Annotated in this window: 13 protein-coding genes; 4 read left to right on the forward strand and 9 right to left on the reverse strand. The window is 62.8% G+C overall.

What is annotated here, in order from left to right:
• Window positions 1–50: 50 nt before the first annotated feature.
• Complete coding sequence (locus ACSYDV_RS04200; protein WP_438322482.1) at window positions 51–2,633, reverse strand: TonB-dependent receptor; 2,583 nt, start codon at window positions 2,631–2,633, stop codon at window positions 51–53.
• Between the two features lie 269 nt (window positions 2,634–2,902).
• Here ACSYDV_RS04200 and ACSYDV_RS04205 point away from each other — a divergent pair, with 269 nt between their 5' ends.
• On the forward strand, window positions 2,903–3,538 hold the full coding sequence (locus tag ACSYDV_RS04205; RefSeq protein WP_438322483.1) for a TetR/AcrR family transcriptional regulator: 636 nt from the start codon (window positions 2,903–2,905) through the stop codon (window positions 3,536–3,538).
• A gap of 233 nt (window positions 3,539–3,771) precedes the next feature.
• On the opposite strand, the gene fixJ is transcribed toward ACSYDV_RS04205, so the two are convergent.
• Together fixJ and ACSYDV_RS04215 are read right to left on the reverse strand one after the other, a co-directional pair.
• Complete coding sequence (fixJ, locus tag ACSYDV_RS04210; RefSeq protein ID WP_438322484.1) at window positions 3,772–4,392, reverse strand: response regulator FixJ; 621 nt, start codon at window positions 4,390–4,392, stop codon at window positions 3,772–3,774.
• Window positions 4,382–5,929, reverse strand: a complete 1,548-nt coding sequence (locus tag ACSYDV_RS04215; protein ID WP_438322485.1) for a two-component system sensor histidine kinase NtrB — start codon at window positions 5,927–5,929, stop codon at window positions 4,382–4,384. The genes fixJ and ACSYDV_RS04215 overlap by 11 nt, the downstream gene beginning before the upstream one ends.
• Window positions 5,930–6,009: 80 nt before the next feature.
• Between ACSYDV_RS04215 and ACSYDV_RS04220 the strand changes: the two genes are divergently transcribed.
• Window positions 6,010–6,699 (forward strand): alternative oxidase, encoded by a 690-nt coding sequence (locus tag ACSYDV_RS04220; protein ID WP_438322486.1) that lies wholly within the window; start codon window positions 6,010–6,012, stop codon window positions 6,697–6,699.
• 28 nt (window positions 6,700–6,727) lie between these two features.
• The gene (locus ACSYDV_RS04225) at window positions 6,728–7,072 is read left to right on the forward strand and encodes a DNA-binding transcriptional response regulator (protein WP_438322487.1); all 345 of its coding nucleotides are present in this window, start codon (window positions 6,728–6,730) and stop codon (window positions 7,070–7,072) included.
• Between the two features lie 198 nt (window positions 7,073–7,270).
• Here the strand turns inward: ACSYDV_RS04225 and ACSYDV_RS04230 are convergent, their stop codons facing one another.
• Complete coding sequence (locus ACSYDV_RS04230; RefSeq protein WP_438322488.1) at window positions 7,271–8,053, reverse strand: alpha/beta fold hydrolase; 783 nt, start codon at window positions 8,051–8,053, stop codon at window positions 7,271–7,273.
• 241 nt (window positions 8,054–8,294) lie between these two features.
• Between ACSYDV_RS04230 and ACSYDV_RS04235 the strand changes: the two genes are divergently transcribed.
• On the forward strand, window positions 8,295–9,266 hold the full coding sequence (locus ACSYDV_RS04235; protein ID WP_438322489.1) for an alpha/beta hydrolase: 972 nt from the start codon (window positions 8,295–8,297) through the stop codon (window positions 9,264–9,266).
• A 37-nt stretch (window positions 9,267–9,303) separates the two neighbouring features.
• Here the strand turns inward: ACSYDV_RS04235 and ACSYDV_RS04240 are convergent, their stop codons facing one another.
• The 5 genes from ACSYDV_RS04240 to ACSYDV_RS04260 form a co-directional block, all read right to left on the reverse strand.
• The gene (locus ACSYDV_RS04240) at window positions 9,304–11,328 is read right to left on the reverse strand and encodes an ATP-binding protein (RefSeq protein ID WP_438322490.1); all 2,025 of its coding nucleotides are present in this window, start codon (window positions 11,326–11,328) and stop codon (window positions 9,304–9,306) included.
• Window positions 11,325–11,723: a response regulator gene (locus ACSYDV_RS04245; protein ID WP_438322491.1), complete on the reverse strand. Its 399-nt coding sequence runs from the start codon at window positions 11,721–11,723 to the stop codon at window positions 11,325–11,327. The genes ACSYDV_RS04240 and ACSYDV_RS04245 overlap by 4 nt, the downstream gene beginning before the upstream one ends.
• Before the next feature lie 85 nt (window positions 11,724–11,808).
• Window positions 11,809–12,459 (reverse strand): response regulator transcription factor, encoded by a 651-nt coding sequence (locus ACSYDV_RS04250; RefSeq protein ID WP_438322492.1) that lies wholly within the window; start codon window positions 12,457–12,459, stop codon window positions 11,809–11,811.
• Window positions 12,460–12,610: 151 nt separating this feature from the next.
• A complete protein-coding gene (locus tag ACSYDV_RS04255) occupies window positions 12,611–13,360 on the reverse strand; it encodes an SDR family NAD(P)-dependent oxidoreductase (RefSeq protein ID WP_438322493.1) in 750 nt (249 codons plus the stop codon).
• 26 nt (window positions 13,361–13,386) lie between these two features.
• A complete protein-coding gene (locus ACSYDV_RS04260) occupies window positions 13,387–15,330 on the reverse strand; it encodes a ferritin-like domain-containing protein (protein ID WP_438322494.1) in 1,944 nt (647 codons plus the stop codon).
• Window positions 15,331–15,454: the final 124 nt, after the last annotated feature.

Below are 15,454 nucleotides of genomic sequence, written 5' to 3' on the forward strand. Positions count from 1 at the left end.
CCGGCGAAAAGAATGGGAGCGGCCCCGTGCGGACCGCTCCCTTCGAACCATCAATAGCTGAACGAGATGCCGGCCCAGAAACCCCGGCCATGCGCGTTGATCTCGCGCACTTCATCGTGGATGGCATAGCGCGTGTCGCGGCTCTCGCCGAGCAGGTTGCGGCCTTCGGCGACGAACTGGAGCTGATCGGTCAGCTTGATGCGAACCTGCGCATCGAGTTGATTGAAAGGCTCATAGACCAGATCCTGCACCGGCGAGGCAGTGCTGATCGATTGATAGGATTTTCCCGGACGCGAATAGCTGACCCGTCCTTCGAACCAGCGATCCTTGTAGAAGACCGAGGTGTTCAGCATATGCTTTGGCTGGTCGATGAGCTGATCGACCGAACGGCGGGTGCCGTCGTTCATGACGATCGCCGCGTCGGTATGGATATAGGTGTAGTTGACCGACAGACCCAGCCCCGACAGCGCGGGCGGCAGGAACGGCAGGCTGTTCATCACCAGATTGAATTCCAGACCCGTCAGCTTGGCGCTTTCCAGATTCTGCGGCTCGGAAATCATATAGGTCAGCGGCCCCTCGACGATCTGGGACGTGCCGCGGAAAATCTCGTCCTTGATCTGCTTGTGGAAGACGCCGGCAGAGATCAGCCCGTTGTTGCCGGGGAAATAATATTCCGCCGACAGGTCGAAATTGTCCGCCCGGCGTGGCTTGAGTTCCGGGTTGGGGCGGGAGATGGTGACCAGACCGGCCGTTTCGGTACGCGTTTCGCCGCCCGCCAGATCGGTCTGGTTGGGGCGCCCCAACGCCTTGCTATAGGCGGCGCGCAGCTTCAGCTCTGGCGTGACGTCATAAGAGACGACCGCCGACGGCAGGAAGTCGCCATAACCATTTTTGTCATGCAAGGGCGTGATGGCGCCGTTCACGACCGCATAGCGATCGACGTTGACGTCGGTATCTTCATACCGGCCCCCGGCGATAAGATGGAAGCGATCGCCGCGCGCCTCGACCATCGCATAGACGGCCGCGACATCTTCCTTGAACCGATAGTCGCCGGACAGGCCGCCATTGCCGCGCGGAGCCTGAACGAACGCGCCCGGCGTGCCGTACAGATAGTCCCAGAACGCTTCGCGATCGACCATCGGGAAAGGCGCCGTGCCCGACGGGGGCGTATAGCTTTCGGGCCGCGCGAACCGGTCCAGCGTCAGGCCGGGCGTTGCGCTGCTCCACGCGGGCGCTTCCCGATCGACGGTGCGATCGGCGCTCTTGTACGAGGCGCCGGCGCCGATATGCCAGATGCCTTCGCCCAGCTGCCGCCGGAAATCGCCCTTCAGCGCCTTCACCCGTTCGCGGACGTTGAAATCGGAACTGCTGGCCGAGGCGAAGCTGTAGCGGCGGGGATCGGAGAAATAGGCGGGGTCGTTGAACGTGAAACGCGGCACGCCCTTTGTGTCATAGCTATAGCCCAGCTCGGGCCGCGAGCCGCTCGCAAAATTCATGCCCGGCCCGATCTCGTCCCAGCGCGACTGGGAATAGGACGCGCTGACGTCGATCTTCGTCCGGTCGCCTTCCCATTCCACTCGTGCCTGCGCGGTATCCACGGGCTTGGAGATGACGAACTGGCTGGTGTTGACGGTGACGCTGGCGGTGTCGACCGTACCCGTGTCCGGTCCCGTTATCACCGGCGTCGCGGTCGGCGTCAGGTTGACCATATAGCGGGTTTCATCGTCATCCTGCGTGTATCGGCCATAGTAAAGCGATGCGCGCAGGCCGTTACCGGGCCGATATTCCAGCGTCCCGGCGCCGCCCCAACGCTTCGAGGTCAGCGCATAGTTCAGGAACAGCCCGCCATTGGGCACGCTGGTCACCGCCTGTGTCAACGGATCGGTCGCGGGGGCGCCGGGCGCGGTGAAATATCTGTTGCTGGAGATGATCAGGCGTTCCTGATCGCGGGTGCGCTCCATATAGCTGCCGGTCAGCATGATTCCGAACGCATCGTCCGCACCAAAGCGGGTGGTCAACGTCGCATCGGTGCGGAACGATGGCTTGGCTTTGCCCGGTACGGCGTTGCTGTCATAATAGCCGACCAGCGCCTGCGCGGAGAAATAGGTGTCGGCGCTGTCGAAGGCGCTGCGCGTCTGAAGATCGACGAGGCCGCCGATCGCATTGCCGTCATAAGCGGGCGTCAGCGCCTTCACCACCTGCATCCGCGCAACGGCGCTCGCCGGCACCTGCTCGATCAGCACGCGGCGGCTGTTCTGGTCGCTGGACGCGAGCTGCAGGCCGTTGAAGGTGACCATCGAATAATCGGGGTTGAGGCCCCGGACGGCGACATAGCGGCCCTCATCCTCGTCGAACACCGCCGATACGCCCGGCACCCGGCGCAATGCGTCGGCGATATTATAGTCGGGATTCTGCCCCGCATCGTCCGCCGTCACGAATTCCGATATTGTCTCGGCATTGCGCTTCGCGGCGACCGCCCGCTGATTCTGCAGCCGATAGCCGCTGACGACAATTTCGCTGCCTTCTTCCTGTACGCTGTCGCTGCTGGCGGGAATATCCTGGCCATGGGCAAGCGAGCCCCAGCACAAGGCCGGGAGCGAAGAAACTGCTGCAAGGATATGACGTGTTTTCATGGACGACCCCTTCGATGTTCTGCGGTCAAGCGCCGACGATCGGAGAAGCGTCACACTTCTCCGTCATGCTTGATGAATGCGTGGATGATTGGTGGAGGCGCCCGGCCTCTCCGCCTCTTTATCGAGGGCTTTGCCGGGGCGCGTAAATCTTTATCCGCCTGTGGTTGAGGTTGCTGCTCCCGCTGTGGTATAATTACGAGACGTGCACGTATCGATATTATGTGACAATTTTGCGCAAATGATCACAAGATATGCCTAGGGGGATGAACATGATCGAAGGGCAGCAGGCGACGAAAGAACGGGGCCGTCCGCGCAGCGCGGAGGTCGATTCCAAAATTAGACAGGCCACCTGGGCACTGATCGCGCAAGTCGGATGCACCGCGCTGACCTTCGAGGCGATTGCCCAACAGGTGGGCTGCAGCCGGTCGACTCTCTACCGCCGCTTTTCGTCGAAGGGCGCGCTGATCCTCGACCTTTTCGACGAGACCGCCCTCTCCTTCGAGCCGGTGCTGGATCCCGCCATGTCGGCGCGCGAGAAGCTGATGACCCACGTCCGCAATTGCATTCACATGTATAAGGGTGATCGCGGCGTCGCCTTCATCCAGATCATGGCGGCATCGCGGTCGGACACGACTGTGTTCGAGGCGGTCCGGGCGCATGGCCGGCTGGTGGCGCCGCATTATTTCGAACCGCTTCGCCAACTCGCGCCGGGGGCCAGCGACGAAGCGATCGCCTTCGCGTTCCACACGCTGATCGGCAGCATCATGCACCATGTCGCCGCACGGGCATCCCCGCCGACCGCGGACGAAGCCGAGCGTCTGGTCGACGCCATCATCTTTCTGGCGCGCCAGTCATGTCCGGAAAAAGAGCCGGCTCCGGCCACGGCGCAGGCCGCTCACGCCTGATATCTGTGCGGGGCATGCGAATACTCGCTGCCGCGGGAAGCGGGCTCAGCGAGGGCATGAGGAATGAGGCCGGGACAGACGCAGCGCTTTCAACACACAGCAACGATTTCAGGAAAATCTCCGGATGCCCCGCGTTTACCATGAACTTCCGTCCCAACTGGCGGCAGATCGCCACGCAAATATATGATTTCAGGTGCATTTTTATCTAAATCAGCCGAGGAATTAGCCGCTGGTTACCGCGGCGTATCGAACTGAACGATCGTCGCCATCCGGACGAGGTCCGATAGCGTCTTCGCTTGCATCTTCATCATCGCGTTCGCGCGGTAGACCTCGACCGTCCGCGCGCTGATCGAAAGATCGAAGGCAATGGCCTTGTTCGCCTTGCCGGCAACAAGGCCCTCGACGACTTCGCGCTCGCGCGCCGAAAGCGCGCCCATCCGGTCGAGGATCGCCTGCCGCTCGGCTCGCGCACTTTCGCTCCCGGCCTGTTGCGTCAGCGCCCGCCGGATGGCGCTCAGCATGACCTCATCGTCGAACGGCTTCTCGATAAAGTCGGCAACACCCGCCTTCATGGCCTGTATGGCAAGCGGAACGTCAGCGTGGCCGGTAATCACAATCACCGGAACAGCCGCGCCCCGCGCCTTCAGCGCCTCAACCAGCTCGATCCCGCTGGTGCCAGGCATCCGCACGTCGGTCACGACGCAGGCGCCTTCGAGGGGCGGCGATGCTTTCAGAAATGAATCGGCGGACGCAAAACCCCGGACGCGAATTTCGGCACAATCGAGAAGGAATTCGAGCGAACCGCGCGCGCCGTCATCGTCGTCGATCACATAGACGATCGGATCACTCGCCATCATATAACTCCTCTTGGCCCATCCTCGATACGGTGAAGCTGAACTGCGCGCCGCCGCCGCCGGGGGCCGGATCGACCCGGATCTTCCCGCCATGCGCTTCGACGATGGTGCGTGAGATTGACAAGCCCACGCCCATACCGGTGCGTTTCGTGGTAATGAAGGGTTGAAACAATTGCGCCGCGACAGCGGGGGCAATGCCCGGGCCATTGTCGGTGACGATGACCCGGGCCATGTCGCCATGGGCCTCGATCGCGATTATCAGCTCGCGGTCCCCGGCCGCTGTTTCGGCAAGGGCGTCGACCGCGTTGCGGACCAGGTTCAGTACCACCTGCTGTATCTGCACCTTGTCCACGAACACCAGATCAACAGCTGGGTCGAAGGCGAAGCGAATGCGGATATCATGTTCGCGGGCCCCCACCAGCGCAAGCGCGCTCGCCTCCTCGACCAGTTTGGGCAGGCTTTCGATCGCGCGCTCGGTCTCGCCGCGCGCCACGAAATCGCGTAGCCGCCGAATGATGTCGCCCGCGCGCAGCGCTTCCGCCGCCGCTCTTTCCACCGCTTCGGCCAGACGGTCGTGCGGAACCTCCTCACGCGCAAGAAGGATCCTGCTCCCCTTCAGATAGTTGGCGATCGCCGACAGCGGCTGATTGATCTCATGCGCCAGCGCCGATGCCATCTCGCCCAGACTGGTAAGGCGAGAAACATGGACCAGTTCGTTCTGAAGTTCCTGCAATCGCGCCTCGGCCTGCTGGCGTTCGGTGAGGTCGCGAATGAAGCCGGTGAAGAAGCGCTCGCCGCCAGCCTGCATCTCCCCGACCGACAATTCGATCGGGAAGGTCGATCCGTCTCGGCGTTCGCCAACGACGACCCGCCCGCTGCCGATGATCCGCTTCTCGCCCGTTTGGTAATAGCGATCGAGATACGCGTCATGCGCGGCGCGATAGGGCTCGGGCATCAGCGTCCGGACATTCCTGCCCACCGCCTCCTCGGCCCGCCAGCCAAACATCCGTTCGGCCGCCGGACTGAAATCGCGGATCGTCCCCGCCTCGTCGATCACGACCACGGCGTCGGGAACGGTTTCGAGGATCGAACGCAAGTGGGCCTCGCGCCCCGCCAGCGCCGCGGCGCCCTCCTCGGTTTCGACACGGGCATGCTGGAACCACTCTCCACCCAGCGAGATTGCGAGCGAAATCACAAAGAAGGATCCGGCGGCGATCAGGCTGGCGCCTTCGACAGGTCCGATGCGGCTGTCGCACCACAGGCCTGCCAACGCGCCAGCCAGCGCCGCGAGCGTGCCCGCACGCAGTCCCGAAAGTGCGCCCGCGACGACGACCCCCGGCACAAAAAAAATGAAAGTCGCGCGCTGGCCAAGATCGGCTGCGAAAAGGAGGCGGACCGCCATCCCCGCCGCGACGAAAAGCAGCGCGATGCCGAAGGCAGCCAGCACCGGCAGGCGTGGGAGGAAGCGGCTCGTCAGGCGCGCGCGGCGGACCTCCGGTAAATCCCTTAGGGGAGATACGGTAGGGACATCATCCAAATTTTCGCGCTCCTCGTTCCGGCCTATTTCGTCCCCATCGACGGCATCCCTACCCCTGCCGCCGGAACGGAGATGTTCCCATGACTGCACCTTTCATCGATCTCAGCGTTCATCACAACCCCAAGGGTCTGTCCGATCGCGTCGCATATGGCTTCACCAAGGTCCTGCGCTGGTGCGCCGACACCTTTTTCGCCGAGCGTTACGGACACCGCGCTGTCGTCTTGGAAACGGTCGCTGCGGTTCCGGGGATGGTGGGGGCGACAATCAACCATCTCGCCTGCCTACGCCGCATGTGCGACGACAAGGGCTGGATCAAGACGCTCATGGACGAAGCCGAGAATGAGCGCATGCACCTGATGACCTTCATCGAGATTTCCAAGCCGACGCTCTTCGAACGGGCCGTAATCATCGGCGTGCAATGGGTGTTCTATATCTGCTTCTTCGCGCTCTACCTGATCAGTTCCAAGACGGCGCACCGCGTCGTGGGCTATTTCGAGGAAGAGGCGGTGATCAGCTATACGCATTATCTTGCCGAGATCGACGAAGGCCGCAGCCCCAATGTGCCTGCCCCGAAAATCGCGAAAGACTATTGGGGCTTGCCCGCCGATGCGACGCTGCGCGATGTCGTCCTGGTGGTCCGCGCCGACGAGGCGCACCACCGAGACGTCAATCACGGCTTCGCGAACGAGCTCGCCGGCTTGCCTGTCGGTCCGGTGGCCGAGTGCCCGCCGCATGTGACGCTCGAACCCAACTGGAAGAAGGCCGCCTGACCGCAGAGCCGAGGAAGGGAGGAAGGACATGGATCGCCCTGTGATACTCTTCGCGAGCGATCCGGCCCTTCTTTCCGCACTCCGGTTTTCGCTGACACTCGAGGGGTTTGACGTTCGCGGTAACACCGAACGCCCCACGAGCCCCATGTGCCTGATCATCGACCAGGGTTTTCGCAGCGACGGACTGGCATGGCTTGCCAGCCTCCGCGCGGACGGAAACGCGTCGCCGGCCATTCTGCTCGTGACGCATCCTGACCGCAGCGTTCGCGCGTCCGCTGCGGCGCTCGGCGCGACGCTCATCGAGAAGCCGCTGACGGGCGACGATTTGTCGGACGCCCTCACCGATATCCTGACCCGTCACACCGCCTCATAAAGCGGACCTCAATGTCGGGCGCTCCACTGCGCCGGGGGTCAACGCATCTTCAACATCGACGCCCAAGTATCGTACTATATTTTCAATCTTGGTGTGACCGAGCAGAATTTGGACGGCACGTAGATCGCCGGTTGCCTTGTAAATGATCGACGCCTTTGACGCCCTTTAGGATGTTGTCTTGCAAAGGATTGCTCATCGTCAGGGCGAAGTTGCCGCATCTTCAATCAGGGCGGCAACTTCGGCGGGATGCGACACCATCAGGGCGTGCGAGCCATTTTCGACAGCAACGGTTTTTCGCGAGTGCGCACGCTCGGCCATGAAACGCATTGCCGCAGCGGGGATATTACGATCGCCCGAGCCATAAATGACATAGCTCGGCAGGCTCTTCCACGCCGCATAACGCGACAGTTCGCTCAGCGCTTCCAGGGTAACGGGACGCTGCGTCGCAGCCATCAGCGCCGTCTGCAGCTTTGGCAGATCGGCGGCGAACTGGTCGTGGAATTTTCCGGGCTGAATGTAGAGATCGGTGCCGCCGCCCGGCAGCTTCACCGGCAACAGAGCCGCACCAAGCGTGCTGCCCGGAAACTTCGCCGAAAGCGTCAATGCGGACTCGCCCGTTTCCGGAACGAAGCCTGCGACATAGACGAGTGCCTTGACGTTGGGGTTATCCTTGGCGGCCTCGGTAATGACGACGCCGCCATAGCTGTGCCCTACCAGCACGACCTTGCCGGGGACCGAGCGCACCACCGCCGCGACGCTTTCGGCATCGCCCGCGACGCTGCGCAGCGGGTTCGCGGCGGCAATGACCGGATAGCCGTCCTTCTCGAGCGTCGCGATCACAGCGTTCCAGCCTGAGGAATCTGCGAAGGCGCCGTGGACGAGGATCACCGTGGGCTTGGCTTCATCTTCTGCTGCCTGCGCCGGAATGGCGCCCGACATCATCAACGCGGCGAGGGCGGCGGTACGAACCGAACGATACATCGTCATTCTCCTTGCTGGAACATCCTGCCCTTAAGGAGATGCCGGATCGCGACCCGGCGGCCTATTGGGCCAAAGTATGCAGCCGTGCGCGCAAGGGGCTCATCCACCCTCTGCCAAAGCATAGGGCCGGCTCGATTATTCGCCAACGCGCCGCGTGCCTCGGGACAATAGCGGAGACGCCTCCCGCACTGGCACTCAGCGGTTCGGGTGAAAGCCCATTCGCTCTCGAAAGGAACAAGCCATGGTCAAAGCCACGCCGCCCATTTCACCGCTCGAACCTGCAACGCAGGCATTCCTCGATAGCCTGCCCGACGGACCGCCGATCTATACTCTGTCCCCCGCCGACGCGCGCGACGTCCTCTCGGCAGTCCAGACATCGGTCGCGCCCGAGCTGCCCGCGGTCGACAGCGAAGACCGCATGGTTTCGGTCGGCCCGGCAGGCGCAACCAGCATCCGTATCGTCCGGCCGGCGGGTTCATCGGCTCCCCTTCCCGCGATCATCTATATCCATGGCGGCGGCTGGGTCTTGGGCGATAAGCAGACGCACGACCGGTTGGTCCGTCAACTTGCCGCCGGCGCCGATGCAGTTCTGATCTTCGTCGACTATGACCGCGCTCCCGAGAGCCAGTTTCCGAACGCTATCGAACAGGCCTATGCGGTCGCGCGCCATGTCGCCGATCATCCGGCCGAGTTCGGCGCCGATCCGGCGCGCCTCGTGATCGCGGGCGACAGCGTCGGCGGCAATATGGCTGCGGCGGTCACGTTAATGGCAAAGGCGCGCGGCGGCCCCGCCTTTGACGCGCAATTGCTCTTCTACCCGGTCACCGACGCGTCGATGTCGACCGCGTCATACCGCGAATTTGCCGACGGCCCCTGGCTGACCGCCAAGGCGATGGCTTGGTATTGGGACCAATATCTCCCCGACACCAGCCGCCGCGGCGATAGCCTCGCCTCACCCCTCAACGCGTCGATCGAAGAATTGCAGGGCCTGCCACCGGCCTTGTTGATCGTCGATGAAAATGATGTGCTTCGCGACGAGGGCGAAGCCTATGGCCGCAAGCTGGCAGCCGCGGGCCTGAAGGTCATCTCGACGCGGTACAACGGCACGATCCATGATTTCATGATGCTGAATCCGATCGCGACCACGCCCGCCGCGCGCGGCGCCGTGATGCAAGCGGTCGATTTCCTGCGCCGGACGTTCGCGGCAAAATAGGAAGCGCGACGGAAGGCGGCTCACGGGCCGTCTTCCGTTACCGGTCGACGCCTTGCGCCGGGATGGCGAAGCGGAATTGTGCGCCACCGTCAGGGTGATTTGACGCTGAAATCGATCCGCCATGCTCGGCGATGATTGACTGGCAGATGGCGAGGCCGATCCCCATGCCAGTGTCCTTTGTCGTGAAGAAGCCCTCGAAAACGCGGTCGATATGATCTTCCGCCATCCCCGGTCCGGTGTCGCGGAGCGTCAGGACGATCTTGCCGTCGACGTCGCGGCTCGTCGCCAGACTGATCTCGCGCTCGCCCTGCGTTTGCGCCTCGAGCGCCTGCACACTGTTGACGATCAGATTGACGAGCACCTGCTGCAACTGGACGCGGTCGCCCATCGCCTTGGGCAGATCTTTGGCAAAATCGGTCGCAATCCGGATGGCCCGCCGCTCGACCTCGTCGCGCACGAACATCAACGCCTCCTGCGCGACTTCGTCGAGGTCGAGCGCGACGCGCTCGGGCTCACGCTTCGCGGCCATGCCGCGAATACGCTGGACGATGTCATTCGCGCGCCGTGCGCTTGCGGCGATCCGCGCCGTCAGTTCCTTGACCTTCTCGACATTCGGCTCGTCGCGCGTCAGCCAGCGCAGGCTCGTCTCGGCATTGGTGACGATCGCCGCGAGCGGCTGATTGACCTCATGCGCAATCGATGTCGTCAGTTCGCCGAGCGTCGATATGCGTGCAGCATGCGTGTAATCGGCCTGCAATTGGCGCAGTTCGGTTTCCATCTGAATACGCTCGGTCACATCGACCATGCCAAAGATGGTAACGTCGAGTTCGGCAGGGGGCTTGGGATAGGTCACCGAAAACTGGACGTCGAGGATGCGGCCGTCGAGCGTCTCGACCTTGATCAGGTCGCTCCAGTTCTGCTGACCGTTGAACCGGCCGATCATCACCTTGCGCAGCGCGTCGGGGGTCGCTTTGAACAGATAACCGACATTCTGCATCAGGTCGTGGCGGTTGCGCGCGCCGAACAATTCCACCGCGCTGCGATTGACGTCGGTGACGGGCACAGATTTTGCCCCGAGCTCAAGCAGGTCGGGATGCTCAGCCAGATAGGCGTCGAAATCTTCGACGCCCTTCCCGCGAATGTCGGCGTAGATCTTGCCCATATGGCTGGCATCGACCTGCCACATCGCCATCGGCATATATTGGACCAGCTTGCGATAACGCGCCTCGCTGGCACGCAGATAGAGATAGGATCGATCGTCATCGGCGGTGCCATTCGCAGTGACGAAGACGCGGTTGGCCGGTCCGTCGCCCGACGGAAGCCAGACGGTCATGATCGGATCGCGCAATATGCCGTCAGATGGCAGCTGGCGGCGATAGCTGATGTCCGGCTGGTTCGCCGTCACCGCCTCGATGACCAGTTCGGCAAGCGGAACGCGTGCTTCGATCGGCCAGAAGGCCGCGACCGACTGGCCGATCATCAACTCGGGGCCGCGATTGCCGCCGACCAACCGCGCGGCACGCTCGTTGACATTGACGACGCGCATCGCCTGGACAAATTCCAGCCCAAGCGTCGTCAGCATGGCGGGATCGGCGGTGGTGGATGTTTGCGAATGGATCGATGCGATGAGCGGCAACGCATCGGTCACATCCATTTCCCAGCTTGCCGCCATCAACCGGTCGGGAATATGCCAGTCGCTGCCCTGCACCGCGTCATTTTGCGAGCGGCGGCCATATTCGACGACGTCGCGCGCGGTGCCGTCGGGATTGAAGCGGACATATTGGCGCACATCGGCGGCCACCTGCGTCGCCGCCGGAGTACGACGGCTCACCAGACCCTGCCAATTGCCCTCCTGTAACAGCAGGCGCCAATGCTCACCCTCGTCGACTGTGCGGTCGGACAGATGATCGATCCCGCGACCGACCATCGCCATTGCCGGCCAGCCATAGAGCGCCTCGGACGCGGGGTTCCAATAGGTGATGCGCCCCGCCGTATCGAAGATAATGACGCTTTCGGACGCGAGATCGGCAATGTCGGGCTCGCGGCCCGCGCCGGCGCTCATGTCCCGGGTTCGTCCGGCCAGACGAAACGATCGCCGAGCGCCGATTTCAGATGGCCGAGCAGCACGTCTTCGCTCACCGGCTTTTGCAACCATGCGAGCGCGCCCAAAGCATCCGCGCGGACGCGCAGATGATCGTCGACGACCGACGTCAGCACGACGACCGGAATATCCGAACGATCGCTGCGAAGCTTTTCCAGCAACTCGACCCCGCTCATACCCGGCATCCGGACATCAGTGATCAGGCAGTCGCAATCGCGCACGGTCGCGTCGCCCAGGAAAGCCGACGCATTTTCAAAGATGCGACAGGCGAGACCCGACACCATCAACAGATCACACAGCGCTTCGCGAACGGCTTCGTCATCGTCCACGACCGCGACAAGGGGAATTTTGGGCAAGCGGCTTGGCCCTTCATCAAACAACCTCGAAGGTCAACGCCGCCCTTTTCGTCGAGGTTGCAAACCATTGTAACCATACCAAGGTCTAGGCTGCGCCGGTTTCGCGCAATTGCGCGGGCAATTTCTCCCACGCGCGGATCAGTTCGCCGACCGAAGCCGCCTGCATCTTCTTCATCACATTGCTGCGGTGAAGCTTCACGGTGATTTCGCTGATTCCCAGATCATAGGCGATCTGTTTGTTGAGGCGGCCGCGCGCGACTTCGCGCATCACCTGGCTTTCACGTGGTGTCAGCGTCGCATAACGATCGACGTGAAACTGGACGACGCGCGAGCTGGCGCGCTGCGCCTTGTCCTGCTCGATCCCCGCAACCACGGCATCGAGCAACGTCTGATCGCGCACGGGCTTGGTCAGGAAATCGATCGCACCGGCCTTCATCGCCTGCACCGACATCGGGATGTCGCCGTGCCCGGTCAGAAAGACGATCGGCTTCGTTACCCCTGCTGCCGCAAGCTGCTGCTGCAGGTCGAGCCCGCTCAACCCAGGCATCCGCACGTCGAGGATCAGGCAGCCCGCGCGGTCGGGCAGCGGCGTGTCGAGCAGCTCGCGCGTCGATCCATAGGTTGCGGCCTCGATCCCGACCGATTCCATCAACTCGCCGATCGCCGTCCGCACTTCGATATCATCATCGACGATCAGGACGAACGGCGCGTCTTCGGTAACGACATTGCTGGTCATGACTGGGCCCCTGGGACGTGCGTTGAGCGAAATCCTGTATCGAGAGACGCCGGCCAATCTCTCGCGCGCAGCTCATGCCATGCGCCCGAATAATGCACAACTGCCGCTTTTACGGGGTAAGGCGCGATCCTTGCCCAGTCGTGAAGTCGGCTCAGAGAAGCGCCATACCGCCATCAACGCGCAGGTTGATGCCTGTCACAAAGCTGCTCGCGCTCGACGCAAGAAACAGCGCGGCACGCGCCAATTCGTCGGGTCGGCCGAGGCGCCCGAGCGGGATCGCATCTGCCATCATCGCGACAAAGGCGTCGCGATTTTCGGGTTCGACACCCAGCTTTTCGAGGATCGCCGTTTCGGTGGGCCCGGGGCTCAGCATATTCACGCGAATGCCGCGCGCCCTGAACTCGATCGCCCAGCTTCGCGCGAACGCGTTGATCGCCGCCTTCGTGCCCGCATAGACGGCATGCCCCTCAAGCACCTTGTCGCTCGCGAGCGATCCAACCAATATGATCGAGGCATCGTCGCGGAGCAGTGGCGCGATCTTTTGTACGCCGAAAAACGTACCGCGCGCGTTGATCGCGAATTGCGCGTCATATTCGGCTTCCGACACCTGTTGCGACAGGCTGATCGTGTTCACTCCGGCGTTCGCAACATAGATGTCCGCATGGCCGAACCGGTCGCGGACCAATTCGGCGACATTGGCGTGGTGCGCCGGATCGGCGACATCGCCCCGAATTCCAGCCGCCGTGGGACCAATGGCTTCAACCGCCGCATCGACCACATCCTTGCGGCGCCCGGTGATGACAACCTGCGCGCCTTCGTCGGCAAAGAGCTTTGCGGTCGCAAGGCCGATACCGCTATTGCCGCCGGTAATGACCGCGACTTTTCCATCGAGACTTTTCATATTCTGCCTTTCTTCTGGGGAGAGCATCAGTTGCTGCGAAAGCCGATCTTGCGGTGCGTGTTGTCGCAGAAGGGCTTGTTCGCGCTGCCGCCGCAGCGACAGAGGCGCGCCTTCTGGACCGAAGCGACCGCACGTCCGGTCCCGCTGACGATTTCGAGATTGCCCGCTACCACCAGCGGCCCGTCGAGTTCGGGGTCGATCGCGAGCGGTCCATTGCGCGCCGCGAGCTTGGGCGTATCCTTGCTCGGCGGTTCACCCGTCGCCTCGAAGCCGGTATATTTGTGCGACTTGTCGCAGAAAGGCTTGTTCTTCGATGCGCCGCAGCGGCACAGCACCGCACGAAAACCTGCGCGTTCGCCGTCGAGCAGCAGTTCGGCACGGACGCCATAGGGGCCATTCTCGCGTAGCGCGATCAGGTTTACCGGGGGTGTTGGCTCGGCCTTTCCGTCGCGCCGTTCATAGGTCAGCGCGCCCGACGGGCATTGGCGGATCACGCCGCACAATATCTCGGTATCCGTGGCGTCGGGGATGATCCACGTCCCCTCGACGTCAGACAGGAAACTATCGGAAGCCTGCGTGACGCAGACGCGGCTATGGATGCAGCGCTTGCCGTCGAATTTGACGGTGCCCCCCCGCCCCTCGACGCGTTCGATGCCGTTGGTTTGGGTGGAAGGTGGAACGGCGACCGGCGTTGCTGGGGGTGACGGCGGAGCAGGCTCCGAAGCCTCCGCGACGGGGGCCGCCTTCAACCGCTCTGCCTGTTTCTGGAGTATTCGAAGCGCCCGCCCGATGCGCGCGTCCGATTGATCCATGGCCGCAGCGACCGCCACCAATTCTTCGGCACGTTCGATGTAAAGGCGCCGCGCGCCTGCGCCCGGGGGCAGCGATGCGGCATCGCGCAGCGCGGTGAAGGATACCCCCGCATTGCAATCGGGGTTCGACGGCCCTGCGGGCAGCCGCGCCGCACGCTCGGCCACGGCAGTCAGCGCGTGCATCAGACCGATTGCGCAGCCGATATAGAGCATCTTGTCGGGGTTCGGCCGCGGCAGTGCGAAGGCGCCCGCGAGCAGCCGCAGCGCAAGCCCGTAGACCGCATTGGCAAGATCAACCGTCGCGACCGCATCGGCATTCTCCAACCACACATGCCCGTCCGGCTGCGGCGGTTTGCGGAGCACCGGATTGATCGCGGCGGGATGCGCCGGATGAAAGGATGGATTAGCTGCCGATAGAACCGCCATCTCGTCACGGACGCTCAGAAAACGCTGAAAATGCGAATTTTCGCGATGCTCGGGGGCGCCCTCGCCTTCGACGACGATCTCGATCAACGCAGCTGTCGCGCTCTCCAGATCACTGACCACCTTGGCACCGGCGAAGTTCACCTCGTCAGACGAATATTGCAGCGCCGGGTCGCCGCAGAAAACGGCTTTCTCGCCCAGCATGTCGACAAGCGCGCGCAGATCATTCTCGATCCGGAGATAAAAGTCGCCGATCGTCGCATAGTCGAAGCCCGAAGGTGTAAGTCTTGGCGCCTCCGCCATGCGGCGTACCGGATCGGCGACGACAAAGCCTTCGCCGTCGGGCTCGGCGGACGCGTCGGGGCGTTCAAGAAAGATGAAGTGCTGAATTACTGCTGCGCTGAACGGCGCGAGCTTTACCGCAATGCCCGCAGGCAGATAGCCAGGAGCTATCGGAAAGTTCGTCCGCCCGAAACGCGGCGATCCGCCCAGCGCCGAGGTGATGTTCCACACCGCGACGAGGTGGCTCATTTCGTCGATCGCAACGTCGAGGATCGCACGCCGCCAGCGGGTCACTGCCTCGGCCTCCGCTGCACTCAGTCCCTCATCCTCGCCGTCCTTCAGGCTGAAAGCGGCATAGAGGTAAGTGCACATCAGATTCTGTTCGAGTTCGGCGGCTTCATAGAGCGCATGCAAAATCTTCTCACGGCTCACTGCGGTCTTGAGATCGTCCATTTTCCGGCCCTCCATTGCGGCCGCCGAGCGACCGGATGATGCGGGCAGAATAGGTCGCGAGGCGCGCGGCGTTAGACGCAAGAGGCGACAAGACGAATGTACCAATTCGTCGGCGTTCGAGCGG

The sequence above is a fragment of the Sphingopyxis selenitireducens genome (genome assembly GCF_051550705.1).
In the GTDB taxonomy this organism is placed as follows: Bacteria; Pseudomonadota; Alphaproteobacteria; order Sphingomonadales; family Sphingomonadaceae; genus Sphingopyxis.

What these genes read in the sequence shown, in the direction of transcription:
- ACSYDV_RS04200 (WP_438322482.1), bottom strand. Translation starts at nt 2,633, where the DNA reads ATGAAAACACGTCATATCCTTGCAGCAGTTTCTTCGCTCCCGGCCTTG.
- ACSYDV_RS04205 (WP_438322483.1), top strand. Translation starts at nt 2,903, where the DNA reads ATGATCGAAGGGCAGCAGGCGACGAAAGAACGGGGCCGTCCGCGCAGC.
- fixJ (WP_438322484.1), bottom strand. Translation starts at nt 4,392, where the DNA reads ATGGCGAGTGATCCGATCGTCTATGTGATCGACGACGATGACGGCGCG.
- ACSYDV_RS04220 (WP_438322486.1), top strand. Translation starts at nt 6,010, where the DNA reads ATGACTGCACCTTTCATCGATCTCAGCGTTCATCACAACCCCAAGGGT.
- ACSYDV_RS04225 (WP_438322487.1), top strand. Translation starts at nt 6,728, where the DNA reads ATGGATCGCCCTGTGATACTCTTCGCGAGCGATCCGGCCCTTCTTTCC.
- ACSYDV_RS04230 (WP_438322488.1), bottom strand. Translation starts at nt 8,053, where the DNA reads ATGTATCGTTCGGTTCGTACCGCCGCCCTCGCCGCGTTGATGATGTCG.
- ACSYDV_RS04235 (WP_438322489.1), top strand. Translation starts at nt 8,295, where the DNA reads ATGGTCAAAGCCACGCCGCCCATTTCACCGCTCGAACCTGCAACGCAG.
- ACSYDV_RS04240 (WP_438322490.1), bottom strand. Translation starts at nt 11,328, where the DNA reads ATGAGCGCCGGCGCGGGCCGCGAGCCCGACATTGCCGATCTCGCGTCC.
- ACSYDV_RS04250 (WP_438322492.1), bottom strand. Translation starts at nt 12,459, where the DNA reads ATGACCAGCAATGTCGTTACCGAAGACGCGCCGTTCGTCCTGATCGTC.
- ACSYDV_RS04255 (WP_438322493.1), bottom strand. Translation starts at nt 13,360, where the DNA reads ATGAAAAGTCTCGATGGAAAAGTCGCGGTCATTACCGGCGGCAATAGC.
- ACSYDV_RS04260 (WP_438322494.1), bottom strand. Translation starts at nt 15,330, where the DNA reads ATGGACGATCTCAAGACCGCAGTGAGCCGTGAGAAGATTTTGCATGCG.